The sequence below is a fragment of the Polaromonas sp. P1_E12 genome (assembly GCF_056405975.1).
Map to the genome: position 1 here is coordinate 268,197 of NZ_JBFUBB010000006.1, position 17,880 is coordinate 286,076.

Consider the following 17,880-nt stretch of genomic DNA (forward strand, 5'->3'; position numbering starts at 1 on the left):
GCATCAAGACTCAAGGTGTGGCCGTGGCGGCGGCGAAGGCATCGATCAGCTTGCGGATGGGCTCTTGCTTGAGCTTGAGCGCGGTCTGGTTCACGACCAGGTGCGAGCTGATGTCCATGATGCGTTCGACCTCGACCAGGTGGTTGGCCTTGAGCGTGCTGCCGGTGGAGACGAGGTCGACGATGGCGTCGGCCAGGCCTGTGAGCGGCGCCAACTCCATGCTGCCGTAGAGCTTGATCAGGTCGACGTGCACGCCCTTGGTGGCGAAAAACTCCCGGGCAATCGCCACGTACTTGGTGGCCACTTTCAGGCGCGAGCCCTGGCGCACGGCGGCGGCGTAGTCAAAGCCCTCGCGCACGGCCACACTGATGCGGCATTTGGCGATTTGCAAATCGAGCGGCTGGTACAGGCCCTGGCTGCCGGATTCGATCAGCGTGTCTTTGCCGACCACGCCGAGATCGGCACCGCCGTACTGTACATAGGTGGGCACGTCGGTGGCGCGCACCAGCACCACGCGCAGGCCAGGCTGGTTGGTGTCCAGGATCAGCTTGCGGGATTTTTCCGGGTCGTCCAGCACCTCGATGCCGGCGCTTTTAAGCAGCGGCAGGATGTCGTCGAAGATGCGGCCCTTGGATAAAGCAAGCGTGATCATGCTTTGACTCGCTCTATGTCGGCACCGATTCCGCGCAGCTTGGCTTCCATCTGGTCGTAGCCGCGATCCAGATGGTAAATACGGTCCACCATGGTTTCACCTTCGGCCACCAGACCGGCAATCACCAGGCTGGCGGAGGCGCGCAAATCAGTGGCCATCACGGTGGCACCCGACAGCTTTTCAACGCCCTCCATGACCGCGACCTTGCCTTCGATCTGAATCTTCGCGCCCAGGCGCACCATCTCGTTGACGTGCATGAAGCGGTTTTCAAAAATCGTCTCGGTCACCGTACTGCTGCCCTGTGCGATGGCGTTCAGCGCCATGAACTGCGCCTGCATGTCGGTCGGGAAGCCGGGGTATTCAGTCGTGCGGAAGGATTGCGCCTTCATTCGGCCGCTGGCCTGGATGCGGATAAAGCCTTCGCCCGCCGTTACCACGGCGCCGGCTTCGCGCAGCTTGTCGATCACCGCGTCGAGGTGGTCGGCTCGGCCATGCTTCAAAACCACGTCACCACCGGCAGCGGCCACCGCGCACAAAAAGGTGCCGGTTTCAATGCGATCGGCCACCACCTGGTGGGTGCAGCCATGCAGGCGCTCGACACCCTGAATGCGGATGCGGCGCGTGCCGTGGCCTTCAATCTTTGCGCCCATCTTGATGAGCATTTCAGCCAGGTCGCCAATCTCGGGCTCCTGCGCGGCGTTCTCCAGGATGGTTTCGCCTTCTGCCAGGCTGGCCGCCATCAGGAAGTTTTCAGTGCCGGTGACCGTCACCATGTCGGTGGTAATGCTGGTGCCCTTGAGCCGCTTCTGACCAGCCGGCAGCTTGGCGATCATGTAGCCGTGCTCCACGGCAATTTCAGCGCCCATGGCCTGCATACCCTTGATGTGCTGGTCGACCGGCCGCGAACCAATGGCGCAGCCGCCGGGCAGCGACACGGTCGCCTCGCCAAAGCGCGCCAGCAGCGGGCCGAGGGCCAGCACGGAAGCGCGCATGGTTTTGACGAGCTCATAAGGGGCTTCGGGTGAGCTCAGGCCGCCGGCATTGAGCACCACGGTGCTGGGCACGTCCTGGCTGCGTTCGGCCTGCACACCCATGTTGCGCACCAGCTTGAGCATGGTGGCCACATCCTGCAGGCGCGGCACATTCTGCAGCGTCACCGTGTCGGCTGTCAGCAGGGCTGCACACAGTTCCGGGAGCGCGGCATTCTTGGCACCGGAAATTTCGACCGTGCCGGCGAGTGATTTGCCGCCCCTGATGAGTAATTTGTCCATGTTCTTATTGCGTGTTGTTGTTGGCCCATTCGGTGGGCGTATACGTTTTCATCGACAGCGCATGCACTTCGTCGGTCTGCATGCGGCCACCCAGCGTGGCGTACACCTTCTGGTGGCGCTGGATCAAGCGCAGGCCCTCAAAGGCGCTGGAGATGATTGTCGCGTACCAATGGCGGCCGTCGCCCGACAGTTCGATATGTTCGCACGGCAGGCCTGCGGTGATGATGGATTGAAGTTCTTCGCTGGTCATAAGTTTTCTATTGAGGCATGAGACGAGTGTCTTCGCAAGCAGGGGCCGCGGAACTGGCTTTGCCAGGCCGCAGGCGCAGCGCCCCCTCGGGGGGCAGAGAGCGACACGAAGTGCGCGAACGTGGGGGCCATATCTCTAGTGTCTGATTTTGTAGCCTGTGCGCAGCATGTTGACCGCGACACCACTTACGACCAGCAGCGCGGTGGTCACGATACCCAGGCTCAGCCAGGGCGAAACATCGCTGACGCCGAAAAATCCGTAACGGAACCCGTCAATCATGTAGAAAAACGGATTCAGGTGGCTGACCTTTTGCCAGAAAGGCGGCAGCGAGTGAATCGAATAAAACACGCCGCTCAGGAAGGTCATGGGCATGATGACGAAATTCTGGAAGGCCGCCATCTGGTCGAACTTTTCAGACCACAGCCCGGCGATGACGCCCAGCGCGCCCAGCATGGCAGCGCCCAGTACCGCAAACAGCACAATCCACAGCGGCGCCACAAAGGCGGGTTGGCCGAAAAATACGGTGACGGCAAACACGCCGGTACCCACCAGCAGGCCACGCGCGACGGACGAGCCGACGTACGCAAAAAACCAGTGCCAATGCGACAGCGGCGTGAGCAGCACAAACACCAGGCTGCCCATGATCTTGCTCTGGATCAGCGAGGAAGAGCTGTTGGCAAATGCGTTCTGCAACACGCTCATCATCACGAGTCCGGGCACCAGGAAGGCGGTGTAGCTGACCTGGTCGTAAACCTTGACCTGGTCCTGCAGCACGTGGCCAAAGATCAGCATGTAGAGCACGGCGGTCAACACCGGGGCTCCGACCGTCTGGAAACCCACTTTCCAGAAGCGCAGGGTTTCCTTGTAGAGCAGTGTTTGCCAGCCAGTCATTCAAAAGCCCCCACGCTTGTCGCTTCGCGTACTACGCGAGGCCTTGCAGGCCGCGGCTCGCGAGACGCTTCGCCTCTGTCGCCTGTCCAAAGCTGCTCAAGCAGCTTTGGAGCCGCAGGCTCCAGCCCCTCGGGGGCTGTGCTTGCTTGGGGCGGCCCGGCGCGGCGCACGGCCCTTCCCCGGATGAACGCGATCATGTTGCCACTCCCATTAAATTCAGTTCGGTGGCTTCTCCGGCCGGCTTTTTGTTCATTACGTCCAGGAACACATCTTCCAGGTCGGCCTTGCGGATTTCAACGTCTTCCGCGACCAGCCCCGCCTCACGGATGGCCGCGAGGTATTGTTCGATTTCATTGGCGTTGTGCGCCGGGAACTGCACGATGCGCCCGGTGATACGGGCCTGCGCGGCCAGGTGCACCGGCAATTCGCTGTCGATCTTGAAGCGCAACACGTTCGACGAAGCTGCCTTGAGCAGCTCGGAAGTCTGAGCCAGCGCCACCACCCGCCCCTGCTTGAGCATGGCGATGCGGCTGCACAAAGCCTCGGCTTCTTCGAGGTAGTGCGTAGTCAGTAGCACCGTGCTGCCCTGCTTGTTGAGTTTGGCGATGAACTGCCACAGCGTCTGGCGCAGTTCCACATCAACGCCGGCGGTGGGTTCGTCGAGCACGATGACCTGCGGCTTGTGCACCAGCGCCTGCGCCACCAGCACGCGGCGTTTCATGCCGCCGGAGAGCTGGCGCATGTTGGCATTGGCTTTGTCGGCCAGCCCCAGGCTGACCAGCAGTTCGTCGATCCAGTCGTCGTTGCGTTTGATGCCGAAATAGCCGGACTGGATGCGCAGCGCCTCGCGCACGGAGAAAAAGGGGTCGAACACCAGTTCCTGGGGTACGACGCCGAGCTTTCGCCTTGCATTGGCATAGTCGGTGAGCACGTCGCTGCCATGCACCAGGACCCGGCCGCTGCTGGCACGCGAAAGGCCGGCGAGTATGCTGATGAGAGAGGTTTTGCCGGCGCCGTTGGGACCGAGCAGCCCAAAAAACTCACCCTGCCGGATGTCAAAACTGACGTCGTCAAGCGCCCGGACAATGGGGCCTGTTTGGCTTCGCGCAGAGGAATAGGTTTTGGAGACGGACTGAAATGAGATCGCTGGCATTAGCCCATCATTTTAAGGGCTGGCGCCGTTTTATCCCGGCAGGTACCTGAATGCCCTGGGGGCGGCCGGTGCCGCAGCGGTACGGCTCAGGCCGTGGCAGGCACCAGCTCCGCCACGCCATAAAGGCCTGCCAGCTGGCGCAAGCGGACAGGCAAGCCGGTGACCGTGAACCCCTTGCCGGCGGCCAGCGCCTCACGGCGGCATTCAAGCAGGACGGCCAGAGCGGAAGAATCAAACTCGGTGAGTGCGCTCGCATCCACCACCACCCCGCCCGGCTGCGACAACACGGCCTGCTTCAGGCCGTGAGAAAAACCGGCAGCCACCGCATGGGTCAAGGCGGAAGGGAGTGTCAGCATGGCGCAGTTGCCGCTCAGGATTTCTTGGCGCCTGCGCCGGTATTGGACTGGTTGCGCTGAACCAGAGACGCGATCAGGCCATCAACGCCCTTGGCGCTGATTTCCTGGGCGAACTGGGTGCGGTAAGTTTCCACCAGCCAGACGCCCAACACATTGAGGTCATAGATCTTCCAGCCCGTGGCGGTTTTTTCCATGCGGTAGTCCAGCTGGATTGGGTCGCCCCGGCCCAGAACTTCGGTGCGGACGACGACTTCAGTGTCTTCCGGAGCCGCGCGCAGCGGCTTGACATTGACACTCTGGTCGCTGACCTGTGCCAGTGCGCCGGAATAGGTGCGGATCAGCAGGACCTTGAACTCGTCCTGAAGCTTCTTTTGCTGCTCAGGCGTGGCCTGGCGCCAGTTGCGGCCGACGGCAGAGGCCGTCATGCGCGTGAAGTTCACATTGGGCATGATCTTGCTGTCGACGAGTGCGAGCACCCGGGTGAGGTCACCGGCTTTTACAGCCTTGTCCGTCTTGATGTTGTCCAGCACATCGGCCGAAACGCGCTTGATCAGGGCATCGGGTGCCTCATCGGCTGCGCGAACGAACGGTGCGGACCCCATCAGGGCCAGGCTGAGGGCGGCGGTAAATAAATGGCCAAGTGTTCTACGTTTCATGATTTTCCTTCTATGACGAAGCATGCGGTTGCGGAAATTGCTGTACCTCTACGGATACGTCACTGTTGCAACCGATGGTTCGATGGTTATTCTGCGGGATGGTTTCCGGGCTGTGAATGAAGTTTTACGGCAGTCTTGTAAATATTGTTTGCAATCAACAGCCTTTTGACCCCTGTTCACACCCGGCAGGACGCTATTTGGCGGCGGAGGCTGGTGCCGCTGGGGCGGCCGATGTGCCTTCCGGCAAATCGTAACGTTCCTCTTTTTCCACCGAAGTCCCGCCTATCAGGCTACGGCGGCGCTGCAGGTAGATTTCGCGGGTGAAGCTGTATTTGTCGAGTGCGGCCTGGTCCAGGACATCACCGGCCCCGAGCACGTTGGCCCTGGCATTCACCAGGCGCAAAGTCGTCAGGGAATTGCGGGCACGGACATTGTCGATCCGGCTTACCAGGTCGCCCTGGTAATCAACCAGCGAACCTACCGAATCACGCGCGGAAGAAGGGCCCAGCAAAGGCAGCACGAGGTAGGGGCCCGAGCCCACACCCCAAACGCCGAGCGTCTGGCCAAAATCTTCCGAGTGCTTGGGAATCTTCAGATCGCTGGCAACGTCAAAAATGCCGCCCACGCCCCAGATGGTATTGGTCGTGACGCGGAAAAAACTTTCGACAGAAGCCTGGCCTTTACCCTGGAGCAGGTTGTTGACGGTGGACCACACGTCGGAAATGTTGCCGAAGAAATTGGTGACACCGGTGCGCACAGGCGCAGGCGTGATATCCCGGTACGCGGTTGCCACGGGTTTGACGACGGCGCGGTCCACACCATCATTGAAATTGAACATGGTCCGGTTGAACGGCTCCAGCGGATCGGACGGGCTCGCATTGGGACCGGTAGCACACCCCTGGAGAAGTGCCAGTGCAAGCACTGCCGCAGCCCAGCCGGCCGGTTTTTTCATCGTGATTTCTGCTGTCATTTTTTTTCTGGCGTCCCTGATGGCGGCGCAGACCCTGATCCGGAACTGCTGTCTGCCGCCTTGCTATATAAAAACTGGCTGATCAGATTCTCAAGCACCACGGCAGACTGCGTGTTTTTGACCACGTCCCCTGCGGCAAGATTTTTCTCGTCCCCACCGGCCTCCACGCCGATGTACTGCTCGCCCAGCAATCCGCTGGTCAAAATCTTCAGCGAGCTGTCTTTCGGGAATACGTAACGGCTTTCCATGGCCAGATTGACGCTGGCCTGGTAGGACTTGTCGTCGAAAGTGATATTTTCAACCCGGCCCACTACCACGCCAGCGCTTTTGACCGCGGCTCGCGGCTTGAGGCCACCAATGTTGTCGAATTTCGCCGTCACCTTGTAGGAGGTATCGAAATTCAGGCTGAGCAGATTCGCGGACTTGAGCGCCAGAAACAGGATGGCGGCGCCGCCAATCAACACGAACAAACCCACCCACAGATCATTTTTGGAACGTTGCATCGTTTTCTTTCAGTGGCCTGGTCCGGCGTCTTCGCCATTCCGGGCTGTTTTGTCCTTGCGGGGTTCACCCAAGGCAAACACTGGGAAGCAGGATTTTCTCATGGGGGAATTAAAAATGTATGAAGACGGTTTTAAAGGCTGAACATCGAGGCGGTCAGCAGGAAATCCAGCCCCAGCACGGCCAGCGATGCAACCACCACGGTCCGCGTGGTCGCGCGCGACACGCCCTCAGGCGTCGGCTGAGCCTCGAAACCCTGGTGCAAGGCCACAAAAGTGACGGTGACGCCAAACACAAAACTCTTGATGATGCCGTTACCTACGTCGCGCCAGACATCGACACCGGACTGCATCTGGCTCCAGAAGGAGCCCGCATCAATACCGATCATGACCACGCCCACCAGCCAGCCACCCATGATGCCCACGGCGCTGAACACGGCAGCCAGCAGGGGCATGGCGATGATGCCGCCCCAGAAACGGGGCGCCAGGATGCGCCGCACCGGGTCCACCGCCATCATTTCCATGGCTGAGAGCTGTTCGCCGGCTTTCATCAGGCCGATTTCGGCCGTCAACGCCGTGCCGGCGCGGCCGGCAAACAGCAAAGCAGTGACCACAGGCCCGAGTTCGCGAACGAGGCTGAGCGCCACCAGCAAGCCCAGCGCTTCTGCCGAGCCATAGCGCTGCAGCGTGTAGTAGCCCTGCAGGCCCAGCACAAAACCGACAAACAGGCCCGACACGGCAATGATGGCCAGCGAGTAGTTGCCCAAAAAGAAAATCTGGTCGCGCACCAGGCCAAAGCGGGCCAGGGCGGGGCCGGTGAGGGCCACCAGCCGGGACATCAACCGCGCGGCGTAGCCCAGTTCGGCCAGCTGGCTGCGCACGGAAAAACCGAGGCCGGAAATCAGGGCGACAGGGCTATAGCGGCTCATGCGCGCTTCCCTGATTTGGCCGCCGGGTTGCCGAAATCGGCATCCACAGTGGGGCCCGGATAGTGGAATTTCACGGGGCCTTCGCTTTCCGCATTGACGAACTGGTGCACCAGCGGATCGGTGGAGCGACGCACCTCGTCAGGTGTGCCCTGCGCCGCAATGCCGCCATTGGCCAGGATGATGACCTTGTCGGCAATGCGGAAGGTTTCTTCCAGATCATGCGACACCACCACGCTGGTAATGCCCAGCGTATCGTTGAGCTGGCGTATGAGCTGCGCGGCGGTACCGAGCGAGATCGGATCGAGCCCCGAGAACGGTTCGTCGTACATGATGAGTTCCGGGTCCAGCACAATGGCCCGCGCCAGCGCGACCCGCCGGGCCATGCCGCCCGAAATTTCGCTGGGCAGCAGGTCCCGCGCGCCGCGCAGGCCCACCGCATTGAGTTTCATCAGCACGATATCGCGGATCAGGGCCTCACCCAATTCGGTGTGCTCGCGCAAGGGAAACGCCACATTGTCGAAAACACTCAGATCGGTGAACAACGCACCGAACTGGAACAGCATGCCCATGCGGCGGCGAGCGGCATAGAGTTCCGCCTGGGCCAGCTTGCCGACGTCCTTGCCGTCGAACAGCACAGCGCCGCTGACAGCCTTTTGCTGCCCGCCGATGAGGCGCAGGACGGTGGTTTTGCCGCCTCCTGAAGCGCCCATCAGCGCGGTAACCTTGCCGCGAGGCACGGACAGCGTGACCTTGTCCAGGATGACGCGATCACCGGCAGAGCCGGGATAGGAAAACGTCACATCCTTGAACTCAACCAATGATGATGCGGAAATGTCGGGCATTGAAGGAGAAAAGACAGGCCAGCAGGCGTGTTGGCTTGGGTAAGTAATACCGAATGATACGGGGTTTGCCCTTATACAGTCCCTGAACGGAAACCAAAAACCTTGGGCTGTGCGGCCTAAAGCAGCGCGGGTAGCCCAAAAAGGCTGCCGCTTTATCGGGCAGATAGTGGCCGCAAGCCGCGACTATCCAGCGCAAGCAGCTATTTTTTTGATAGCGTCCGGGTTTTTCGGTGTTATTTGCCAACCAGGCAGATGTGCGCAAAGCGCAACGGACCGTCACGCCAATTGGGTGATTTCTGGAGGTTTGGCACCATTTCACGCAATCCGGGCACCAGCTTGGGCCTCTCAATCGCCCCTTTTTGGCGATTTATAAACGCCGGGCGCGGCGCTTAGCGACGCAGGTCGCTGAAGCCCATCAGGAACTCGTCGACCGCGCGCGCGGCCTGGCGGGGCCTACGCACCCCAAGCACGAGCTTGGGGTTTATTTAACCGCCCCTTGGGGCGATTTGTGAAGGCCGGGCGCAGCGCTTAGCGGGGTAAGTCGCTAAAGCCCATCAGGAACTCGTCCACCGCACGCGCGGCCTGGCGGCCTACGCGCACCCCAAGCGCGAGCTTGGGGTTTATTTAACCGCCCCTTGGGGCGATTTGCGAAGGCCGCGTGCGGCGATTAACGCGGCAAGTCGCTAAAGCCCATCAGGAACTCGTCGACCGCACGCGCGGCCTGGCGGCCTACGCGCACCCCAAGCGCGAGCTTGGGGTTTACTTAACCGCCCCTTGGGGCGATTTGCGAAGGCCGGGCGCGGCGATTAACGCGGCAAGTCGCTAAAGCCCATCAGGAACTCGTCGACCGCGCGCGCGGCCTGACGGCCTTCGCGAATCGCCCATACCACCAGGCTCTGGCCACGGCGGATGTCGCCGGCGGCAAACACCTTGGGCACATTCGTGGCATAGCCGCCGGTGAAGTCGGTATGGGCCTTGGCATTGCCACGGTTGTCTTTTTCGATGCCGAACGCATCCAGAACCGACGCCACCGGCGAGATAAAGCCCATGGCCAGCAGCACCAGGTCGGCCTTGAGGGTTTGCTCGGAGCCTGGCACTTCCACCATCTTGCCGTCTTTCCATTCGACACGAACGGTCTTCAGGCCCGTGACTTTGCCTTTTTCGCCGATCAGTTCCTTGGTGGAGATGGCGAACTCGCGCTCGCAGCCTTCTTCGTGGCTGGAAGATGTACGCAGCTTGATCGGCCAGTAAGGCCAGGTCATGGGGCGGTTTTCTTCCTCGGGCGGCTGGGGCATCAGTTCAAACTGGGTGACGCTGACCGCGCCGTGGCGGTTGCTGGTGCCCACGCAGTCGGAACCGGTGTCGCCGCCGCCAATCACGATGACGTGCTTGCCGTCGGCGCGCAGCTGGCCTTTGACCTTGTCACCGGCGTTGATCTTGTTTTGCTGGGGCAAAAATTCCATCGCGAAATGAACGCCGTCGAGGTCGCGGCCGGGCACGGGCAGGTCGCGCGACTGCTCGGCGCCGCCCGTGAGGATCACGGCATCGAAGTCTTTTTGCAGCTGCTCGGGGGTGATGCTTTCTTTGGCCCAGTTGGTGACTTTGGAATCCTTGCCCAACGGGTCTTTGATGCTGCCCACCATCACGCCGGTGCGGAAGTTCACGCCTTCGGCCTTCATTTGCTCGACGCGGCGATCGATATGGACCTTTTCCATCTTGAAGTCAGGGATACCGTAGCGCAGCAGGCCACCGATACGGTCGTTCTTCTCAAACAGCGTCACCTCATGGCCGGCGCGCGCCAACTGCTGCGCGGCGGCCATGCCGGCGGGACCGGAGCCGACCACGGCAACCTTCTTGCCGGTCTTGTGCTTGGGCATCACAGGCTTGACCCAGCCTTCGGACCAGGCGCGGTCGATGATGGCGTGCTCGATGGACTTGATGCCGACGGCGTCGTCATTCACGTTCAGCGTGCAGGCGGCTTCGCAGGGTGCCGGGCAGATGCGACCAGTGAACTCGGGGAAGTTGTTGGTGCTGTGCAGCGTGTCGATGGCGTTTTTCCAGTCGGCGCGAAACACCATGTCGTTGAAGTCTGGAATGATGTTGTTGACGGGGCAGCCGCTGTTGCAAAACGGCGTGCCGCAGTCCATACAGCGCGCGGCCTGCTTGTTGGCCTGCGCGTCGTCCAGCCCGATGACAAATTCCTTGTAGTTCTTCAGGCGCTCCGGCACGGGCTTGTAGCCCTCTTCGATGCGCTCGTATTCCATGAAGCCGGTGATTTTTCCCATGATGCGTCCTGTGCAATTCTTTTAAGCGTTTTATGCCGCCAGCCCTTTAAGAATGAGCGCAAGCAGCTATAAATTTAATAGCAAACGTAAGGTGGCGTGAGAGCTTCAGCAGCCTTACTTGGCCGCCACCGCTTCCTGGTTGGTGGCGACCTGGACCCGTGTGGTTTCGGTCGCGGCTTCCAGGCGGCGTTCCTTGCGCTCAATCAGCGCCTTCTTGTATTCGTTCGGGAAGACCTTCACAAACTTCAGGCGTGACTCGCTCCAGTTGTCGAGCAACTCGCGCGCGCGCTTGCTGCCGGTCCAGCGGTTGTGGTCTTGCAAGAGGCGCTTGAGCAATTCCTCATCGCTTTGTTCGGCATGCCAGTCGGCCTTGTCATGGGTGTGCTGCTCGGCCGTGGTGACGATGCGGTCCATCGACACCATGGAAGTGTTGCAACGCGTGGCGAACAAACCATCTTCGTCATACACATAAGCCACGCCGCCGCTCATGCCGGCGGCGAAGTTGCGGCCGGTCTTGCCCAGCACCGCGACGGTGCCGCCCGTCATGTATTCGCAACCGTGGTCACCCGTGCCTTCAACAACCGCCGTGGCGCCCGAGAGCCGCACGGCAAAACGTTCACCGGCCACGCCGCTGAAGAAGGCTTCGCCGGTGGTCGCGCCGTACAGCACGGTGTTGCCGACGATGGTGTTCTTCACCGCGTCGCCGCGGAAGTCGATACTCGGGCGCACGACGATACGGCCGCCCGACAGGCCCTTGCCGGTGTAGTCGTTGGCGTCACCGATCAGGTACATGGTGATGCCTTTGGCCAGGAAGGCGCCGAAAGATTGGCCGCCCGTGCCTTCGAGCTGGATGCGCAGCGTGTCGTCGGGCAGGCCTTGCGGATGGTGGCGTGTCAGCTCGCCCGACAGCATGGCGCCGACGGTGCGGTTGACGTTGCGCGCCACCTCGATGAACTGGACTTTTTCGCCCTTTTCAATCGCAGCTTTGGACTTTTCGATCAGACGCAAGTCCAGCGCTTTTTCGAGCGCGTGGTCTTGCTCCATGACGTGCATACGCGGCACGTCGGCCGGCACGTTGGGCTGGTAGAACAGGCGGGCGAAATCAAGGCCACTGGCCTTCCAGTGCTCGATGCCTTTTTGCGTGTCGAGCAGGTCGGCGCGGCCGATCAGGTCGTCAAACTTGCGCACGCCGAGCTGCGCCATCAGCTGCCGCGCCTCTTCGGCGACAAAGAAGAAGTAATTGACCACATGCTCGGGCTTGCCGCTGAATTTCTGGCGCAGCACCGGGTCTTGTGTGGCCACGCCAACAGGGCAGGTGTTGAGGTGGCACTTGCGCATCATGATGCAGCCCTCAACCACCAGCGGTGCGGTGGCAAAACCGAACTCATCGGCGCCCAACAGCGCGCCGATGATGACGTCGCGGCCGGTTTTCATCTGGCCGTCGGCCTGCACACGGATGCGGCCGCGCAGGCGGTTGAGCACCAGGGTCTGCTGCGTTTCGGCCAGGCCAATTTCCCAGGGCGAGCCGGCATGCTTGATGGACGACCAGGGCGAAGCACCCGTGCCGCCGTCGTGGCCGGCAATCACCACGTGGTCGGACTTGGCCTTGGCCACGCCCGCTGCAATGGTTCCTACGCCGACCTCACTCACCAGCTTGACGCTGATGCTGGCGCGCGGGTTCACGTTCTTCAAATCGTGGATCAGCTGGGCCAGGTCTTCGATCGAGTAGATGTCGTGGTGCGGCGGTGGCGAGATCAAACCGACACCCGGCACCGAGTAACGCAGCGAACCGATGTATTCGCTGACTTTTCCGCCGGGCAGCTGGCCACCTTCGCCGGGCTTGGCGCCCTGCGCCATCTTGATCTGGATCTGGTCGGCCGACACCAGGTATTCGGCCGTGACGCCAAATCGGCCGGACGCCACCTGCTTGATGCGCGAGCGCAGCGAGTCGCCGTCTTGCAGCGGCAAATCTACCTCAACCTGCTTAGGGCCGATCACGCTTTTCAGCGTCTCGCCCTTCTTGATCGGGATGCCTTTGAGCTCTTGCCGGTAACGGTTCGGGTCTTCACCGCCCTCGCCCGTGTTGCTCTTGCCGCCGATGCGGTTCATGGCCACAGCCAGCGTGGCATGGGCTTCGGTGCTGATGGAGCCCAGCGACATGGCGCCGGTGGCAAAGCGCTTGACGATCTCTTTGGCCGGCTCGACTTCATCAATCGGGATGGCTTTGGAAGGGTCAATCTTGAACTCGAACAGGCCGCGCAGCGTCATATGACGGCGGTTCTGGTCGTTGATCAGCTGGGCGTATTCCTTGTAGGTGTTCCAGTTGTTGGAACGCGTGGAATGCTGCAGCTTGGCAATCGCGTCGGGCGTCCACATGTGGTCTTCGCCACGCACGCGCCAGGCGTATTCGCCGCCGGCGTCCAGCATGTTGGCCAGCACCGGGTCGTCGCTGAAGGCGGCGCGATGCATGCGCAGCGCTTCTTCGGCGATCTCGAACACGCCCATGCCTTCGACCTGGCTGGCCGTGCCGGTGAAGAACTTGGCCACGGTGTCACGGTTCAGGCCGATGGCCTCGAACAGTTGCGCGCCGCAGTAGCTCATGTAGGTCGACACGCCCATCTTGGACATGATCTTGGACAGGCCCTTGCCGATGGCCTTGGTGTAGTTGTAGACGGCCTTGTCGGTGCTGAGGTCGCCCGGCAGTCCTTTGGACAGCTCGGCCAGCGTTTCCATGGCGAGGTAGGGGTGCACGGCTTCGGCGCCGTAGCCGGCCAGCACGGCAAAGTGGTGCACTTCGCGGGCGGAGCCGGTTTCGACCACCAGGCCGGCCGTGGTGCGCAGGCCTTCTTTCACCAGGTGCTGGTGAATGGCGGAAAGAGCCAGCAAGGCCGGAATGGCAACCTGCGTGGCGCTGATGCCGCGGTCGCTGATGATCAGGATGTTCTTGCCGTCCTTGATCGCGTCGACCGCCTCGGCGCACAGCGAAGCCAGCTTGGCCTCGACACCTTCATGGCCCCAGGCCAGCGGATAGGTGATGTCCAGGGTGTAGCTCTTGAACTTGCCCTGGGTGTGCGACTCGATATCGCGCAGCTTTTGCATGTCGGCCACGTTGAGCACCGGCTGGCTGACTTCCAGCCGCATCGGCGGATTGACCTGGTTGATGTCCAGCAGGTTGGGCTTGGGGCCGATGAACGACACCAGCGACATCACGATGGCTTCGCGGATCGGGTCGATGGGCGGGTTGGTCACCTGTGCAAACAACTGCTTGAAGTAGTTGTAGAGCGGCTTGTTCTTGTTGGACAGCACGGCCAGCGGGCTGTCGTTGCCCATGGAACCGGTGGCTTCTTCGCCGTTGGCGGCCATCGGGGACATCAGGAATTTGATGTCTTCCTGCGTGTAGCCAAAGGCCTGCTGGCGATCAAGCAGGGCAAGGTTCGAAGCCGCGGGCACAGTGACCGGAGAGGTCTTGGCGGCCTTGCCGGCCACGTCGTCCAGCTTGATGCGCAGATTTTCAATCCACTGCTTGTAGGGCTTGCTGTGGGCCAGCGTGGCCTTGATTTCCTCGTCGTCGACCATGCGGCCCTGTTCGAGGTCGATCAGGAACATCTTGCCGGGCTGAAGGCGCCATTTGCGCACGATCTTGTGCTCAGGAATCGGCAGCACGCCGGATTCGGAGGCCATGATGACGAGGTCATCGTCGGTCACGCAATAGCGCGAAGGACGAAGGCCGTTGCGGTCCAGCGTGGCGCCGATCTGGCGGCCGTCGGTGAAGACGATGGAGGCCGGGCCGTCCCAGGGCTCGAGCATGGCGGCGTGGTATTCATAGAAGGCCTTGCGGCGCTCGTCCATGGTGGTGTGTTGCTCCCAGGGCTCGGGGATCATCATCATCACGGCCTGGCTGATGGGATAGCCGGCCATGGTCAGCAACTCGAGGCAGTTGTCGAAGGTCGCGGTGTCGGACTGGCTGGCAAAGCTGATCGGATAGAGCTTTTGCAGGTCGGCGCCGAGCACTGGCGAGGACATCACGCCTTCACGCGCCTTCATCCAGTTGTAGTTGCCCTTGACGGTGTTGATCTCGCCGTTGTGGGCCACATAGCGGTAGGGATGGGCCAGTGGCCACTCGGGGAAGGTGTTGGTGGAAAAGCGCTGATGCACCAGGCCAAGCGCCGAGACGCAACGTGGGTCGGTCAGGTCGCGGTAGTAGGTGCCCACTTGATCGGCCAGCAGCAGGCCTTTGTAGACCACCGTGCGGCTGGACATGCTGGGCACGTAATATTCTTTGCTGTGCGTCAGGCGCAGGTTCTGGATGGCGGCGCTGGCGGTTTTGCGGATCACGTACAGCTTGCGCTCCAGCGCGTCCTGCACGATCACATCGTTGCCGCGACCGATGAAGATCTGGCGCAGGATGGGCTCTTTTTCGCGCACGGTGGGCGACATGGGCATGTCGCGGTTGACCGGCACGTCGCGCCAGCCCAGCAGCACCTGGCCCTCAGCCTTGACGGCGCGCTCCAGCGCCTGCTCGCACGCCAGGCGGGATGCGTGCTCTTTGGGCAGAAACACCATGCCGACGCCGTACTCACCGGGCGGCGGCAGCTGCACGCCCTGGCTGGCCATTTCTTCGCGATACAGCGCGTCGGGCAGCTGAATCAAAATGCCGGCGCCGTCACCCATCAATTTGTCAGCGCCCACTGCACCCCGATGGTCGAGATTTTCGAGGATTTTCAGGCCTTGCTGGACGATGGCGTGGCTTTTGTGCCCTTTGATGTGCGCCACGAAGCCGACGCCGCAGGCGTCATGTTCGTTTGCACCGGAGTACAAACCGTTTTCTTCAAAATGTTTGATTTCAGCAGCCGTGGTCATGGCAATTCCTCGTCAGTTGGGGATGACGGCGGTGCCGCGCGGCCTTAGAAAAGGCATGGCAACGCTTCCATCCGCAAGGTTCATAATTTTTCGCAGGGAATGGGAGCATATTGCATTGCAACAACAATGCCAAGTGGTTTAAATGGGGTCAGATTCCAATTAAATGTCGATTAATTTAATCAACAATAAATTGGGGACATATTAAAGTCAAGCGCGTCAAGCCTTGATAAATATGAAGTTATTCATCATCCGGGCCCTCAGCCACGCGCAGGGGTGGGCGTCCCGCCTGGTTCCTGGTGACACGGCGCTCTGTGCGCTTTTGCAACTCCGCCAAAAAGCCATCTCCACCCAGGGCCCAGCCACTCAGGGCGGATCGGGTCAGCTGGTCTTGCTGCTCCAGCGTGATGCCGGCGCGCACCAGTCCGGCGTAGGCCACTTCACGGGCGAACGGCGTGTTGCCCAATGCCCAGACCATCGGGTGTGGCGTGAGCAGGCCGTCGACCCGCAGGCCTGCGTAATGGCCGTAGCTGGACCACGGATAGTCTTTGACCTCGGCCACCAGTCCCGCGCGGACTGGATTGAGGTCCATATAGGCCATGCACGCCAGCAGGTAGCGCTCGGCCTCGATCACGGTGGCCCGGTAACGCCCTTCCCACAAGGTGCCGGAGCGGCCCTGGCTGTCGTTGAAGTAACGCACATAGCGCCGCCCGGCAGCTTGCATCATCTGCGGCAGGCTGTCCGCTGTGGAAGGCGTCGCCAGTAAATGGAAATGGTTGTCCATCAGCACGTACGCATGCAGGGCAACGCCGAACTTGCGGGCGCTTTCTTCGAGCAACGCCAAAAACACCTGGTGGTCGGCGGCCGAAGAAAAGACAGCTTGCCGGTTATTTCCCCGCTGAATGATGTGGTGCGGGTAACCGGGGAGCGTCAGACGGGGAAGGCGGGCCATGGAATGCAATACCGAGAGTTTGCATCATGATAAAAGGAATCTGACCCCGATTTTTTCCGCCTGCTGCGAGTCCATCGAAGCGCTGTTAGAACGCCCCGGAACAAGGGCGCTTAACGAACGACTTTGCCGTCAGGCGTGATGGTGACGAGATCAATCGCCCGCACCGATTCGTATTTCTTCGGGCGCAGGTTGACGCGAAAGCCCCCCACGTCGTAGTCGGTCATGGTTTCAAACGCCTTTTGCAGGCCTGCCCGGTCGGGCTTGCCGCTGCCGGCCGCGCTGCGGCGCACGCCTTCGGCAAACGTTTTGGCCGCAATATAGCCCTCAACACTTTCATAGCTGGGCGTCTGGTCGGTCTGGTTCAGCACATCCAGGTATTCCTTGATGATGGGCGTGCCGGTGCTGCGCGGCGAAGGCACCACTTGCGAGATAACAACCCCGCCGATCTCTTTGCCCAGCGCGCTGAACAGCGGGTCAATCCCCACCACGGAGAAATTGAGGAACTGACCGCCAAACCCGGCCTGGCGCATCTTGCGGATGAAAGCCGCCGAGGAATTGAACAGGCTGACCTGAATAACGGCTTGGGGTTGCGCCTTCATCAGCTGCGCCACGGCAGCATCGACCTTGTCGCTGTTGACCGGCGACAGGGCGCTGCCAACGATGGCTGGGCGCTTCAGGTCGATCAGGGCCTGGTTCACCGCGGCAAGGCCGCCCCGCCCCATGGCGTCATCTTCGGCAAATACACCGATACGGTCCTGGTTGAGGGTGGCGCAGTGGCGTGCAATTTTGTAGGCCTCGTCAGCCAGCGCCGGGCGCACATGAAAGATGTTTGCCAGCGCAGGATCATGCAACGCATCCGATGCTGCAAAAGGTGCGAAAAAGAGCGCCCCGGATGCCTTGGAAGCGGCAAACGCGGCGTCGCAGCTGGCTGTTCCGGCAAAGCCGAACAGCGCGTCGACGCCTTCGTCGATCAACTGCTTGGCATTGGCGGCAGCCTTGGCCGGGTTGTAGCCGTCGTCGAGTGTCTTGACTTCGATCTTGTGACCGCCGGCACCGCCCTTTGCATTGATGGCGTCGAAATAAATCTTTGCCCCATTCAGATACGCCAGGCCGATCTGGTCGGCTGCACCTGTCAAGGGCACCGATTGGCCAAGAACGATTTTGCGGCTGGTTTTGCTTTGAGCCCAGAGCGCAGGGCTTGCTACCGCAGCGCCCGCGGAAACCCCGCGCAGAATTAGTTGACGTCGATTGAAACCCATGAGAACACCTTTTGAGAGACGAAATAGCCAAAGCAGGTTTGATGCCCGTACCTCAGC

15 protein-coding genes are annotated in these 17,880 nt (G+C 61.2%); all 15 read right to left on the reverse strand.

The genetic code is table 11. The features are described 5' to 3' along the window. Positions 1-10 precede the first annotated feature (10 nt). Positions 11-652: an ATP phosphoribosyltransferase gene (gene hisG / locus AC1D13_RS17960; protein ID WP_477690037.1), complete on the reverse strand. Its 642-nt coding sequence runs from the start codon at positions 650-652 to the stop codon at positions 11-13. After that, positions 649-1,923, reverse strand: a complete 1,275-nt coding sequence (murA, locus tag AC1D13_RS17965; protein WP_457279714.1) for a UDP-N-acetylglucosamine 1-carboxyvinyltransferase — start codon at positions 1,921-1,923, stop codon at positions 649-651. Before murA ends, hisG begins: the two co-directional genes overlap by 4 nt. A gap of 4 nt (positions 1,924-1,927) precedes the next feature. Beyond that, positions 1,928-2,173 (reverse strand): BolA family protein, encoded by a 246-nt coding sequence (locus AC1D13_RS17970; RefSeq protein WP_457279715.1) that lies wholly within the window; start codon positions 2,171-2,173, stop codon positions 1,928-1,930. Positions 2,174-2,308: 135 nt separating this feature from the next. Further along, a complete protein-coding gene (locus AC1D13_RS17975; protein ID WP_457279716.1) occupies positions 2,309-3,064 on the reverse strand; it encodes an ABC transporter permease in 756 nt (251 codons plus the stop codon). A gap of 193 nt (positions 3,065-3,257) precedes the next feature. Next, entirely contained in the window at positions 3,258-4,217 is a 960-nt protein-coding gene (locus AC1D13_RS17980) for an ABC transporter ATP-binding protein (protein ID WP_457279717.1), read from the reverse strand. Positions 4,218-4,303: 86 nt separating this feature from the next. Next, entirely contained in the window at positions 4,304-4,573 is a 270-nt protein-coding gene (locus AC1D13_RS17985; RefSeq protein ID WP_457279718.1) for an STAS domain-containing protein, read from the reverse strand. 14 nt (positions 4,574-4,587) lie between these two features. Then, positions 4,588-5,229, reverse strand: coding sequence for an MlaC/ttg2D family ABC transporter substrate-binding protein (locus AC1D13_RS17990; protein ID WP_457279719.1), 642 nt, complete (start codon positions 5,227-5,229; stop codon positions 4,588-4,590). Positions 5,230-5,422: 193 nt separating this feature from the next. Continuing rightward, positions 5,423-6,199: an MlaA family lipoprotein gene (locus AC1D13_RS17995; RefSeq protein ID WP_457279720.1), complete on the reverse strand. Its 777-nt coding sequence runs from the start codon at positions 6,197-6,199 to the stop codon at positions 5,423-5,425. Beyond that, the gene (gene mlaD, locus AC1D13_RS18000; RefSeq protein WP_457279721.1) at positions 6,196-6,702 is read right to left on the reverse strand and encodes an outer membrane lipid asymmetry maintenance protein MlaD; all 507 of its coding nucleotides are present in this window, start codon (positions 6,700-6,702) and stop codon (positions 6,196-6,198) included. Before mlaD ends, AC1D13_RS17995 begins: the two co-directional genes overlap by 4 nt. Positions 6,703-6,833: 131 nt before the next feature. Beyond that, positions 6,834-7,628, reverse strand: coding sequence for a lipid asymmetry maintenance ABC transporter permease subunit MlaE (gene mlaE / locus AC1D13_RS18005; protein ID WP_457279722.1), 795 nt, complete (start codon positions 7,626-7,628; stop codon positions 6,834-6,836). Next, complete coding sequence (locus tag AC1D13_RS18010) at positions 7,625-8,470, reverse strand: ABC transporter ATP-binding protein (protein WP_457279723.1); 846 nt, start codon at positions 8,468-8,470, stop codon at positions 7,625-7,627. The genes mlaE and AC1D13_RS18010 overlap by 4 nt, the downstream gene beginning before the upstream one ends. A gap of 806 nt (positions 8,471-9,276) precedes the next feature. Further along, positions 9,277-10,755, reverse strand: a complete 1,479-nt coding sequence (locus AC1D13_RS18015; protein ID WP_477666051.1) for a glutamate synthase subunit beta — start codon at positions 10,753-10,755, stop codon at positions 9,277-9,279. A 114-nt stretch (positions 10,756-10,869) separates the two neighbouring features. Then, the gene (locus AC1D13_RS18020) at positions 10,870-15,615 is read right to left on the reverse strand and encodes a glutamate synthase-related protein (RefSeq protein ID WP_477690038.1); all 4,746 of its coding nucleotides are present in this window, start codon (positions 15,613-15,615) and stop codon (positions 10,870-10,872) included. A gap of 238 nt (positions 15,616-15,853) precedes the next feature. Next, positions 15,854-16,564: a transposase gene (locus AC1D13_RS18025; protein WP_477666050.1), complete on the reverse strand. Its 711-nt coding sequence runs from the start codon at positions 16,562-16,564 to the stop codon at positions 15,854-15,856. Positions 16,565-16,674: 110 nt separating this feature from the next. Next, complete coding sequence (locus AC1D13_RS18030) at positions 16,675-17,823, reverse strand: ABC transporter substrate-binding protein (RefSeq protein ID WP_457279727.1); 1,149 nt, start codon at positions 17,821-17,823, stop codon at positions 16,675-16,677. Positions 17,824-17,880: the final 57 nt, after the last annotated feature.

Coding starts and splice junctions, on each gene's coding strand:
- hisG (WP_477690037.1), bottom strand. CDS start 652: ATGATCACGCTTGCTTTATCCAAGGGCCGCATCTTCGACGACATCCTG.
- murA (WP_457279714.1), bottom strand. CDS start 1,923: ATGGACAAATTACTCATCAGGGGCGGCAAATCACTCGCCGGCACGGTC.
- AC1D13_RS17970 (WP_457279715.1), bottom strand. CDS start 2,173: ATGACCAGCGAAGAACTTCAATCCATCATCACCGCAGGCCTGCCGTGC.
- AC1D13_RS17975 (WP_457279716.1), bottom strand. CDS start 3,064: ATGACTGGCTGGCAAACACTGCTCTACAAGGAAACCCTGCGCTTCTGG.
- AC1D13_RS17980 (WP_457279717.1), bottom strand. CDS start 4,217: ATGCCAGCGATCTCATTTCAGTCCGTCTCCAAAACCTATTCCTCTGCG.
- AC1D13_RS17985 (WP_457279718.1), bottom strand. CDS start 4,573: ATGCTGACACTCCCTTCCGCCTTGACCCATGCGGTGGCTGCCGGTTTT.
- AC1D13_RS17990 (WP_457279719.1), bottom strand. CDS start 5,229: ATGAAACGTAGAACACTTGGCCATTTATTTACCGCCGCCCTCAGCCTG.
- AC1D13_RS17995 (WP_457279720.1), bottom strand. CDS start 6,199: ATGACAGCAGAAATCACGATGAAAAAACCGGCCGGCTGGGCTGCGGCA.
- mlaD (WP_457279721.1), bottom strand. CDS start 6,702: ATGCAACGTTCCAAAAATGATCTGTGGGTGGGTTTGTTCGTGTTGATT.
- mlaE (WP_457279722.1), bottom strand. CDS start 7,628: ATGAGCCGCTATAGCCCTGTCGCCCTGATTTCCGGCCTCGGTTTTTCC.
- AC1D13_RS18010 (WP_457279723.1), bottom strand. CDS start 8,470: ATGCCCGACATTTCCGCATCATCATTGGTTGAGTTCAAGGATGTGACG.
- AC1D13_RS18015 (WP_477666051.1), bottom strand. CDS start 10,755: ATGGGAAAAATCACCGGCTTCATGGAATACGAGCGCATCGAAGAGGGC.
- AC1D13_RS18020 (WP_477690038.1), bottom strand. CDS start 15,615: ATGACCACGGCTGCTGAAATCAAACATTTTGAAGAAAACGGTTTGTAC.
- AC1D13_RS18025 (WP_477666050.1), bottom strand. CDS start 16,564: ATGGCCCGCCTTCCCCGTCTGACGCTCCCCGGTTACCCGCACCACATC.
- AC1D13_RS18030 (WP_457279727.1), bottom strand. CDS start 17,823: ATGGGTTTCAATCGACGTCAACTAATTCTGCGCGGGGTTTCCGCGGGC.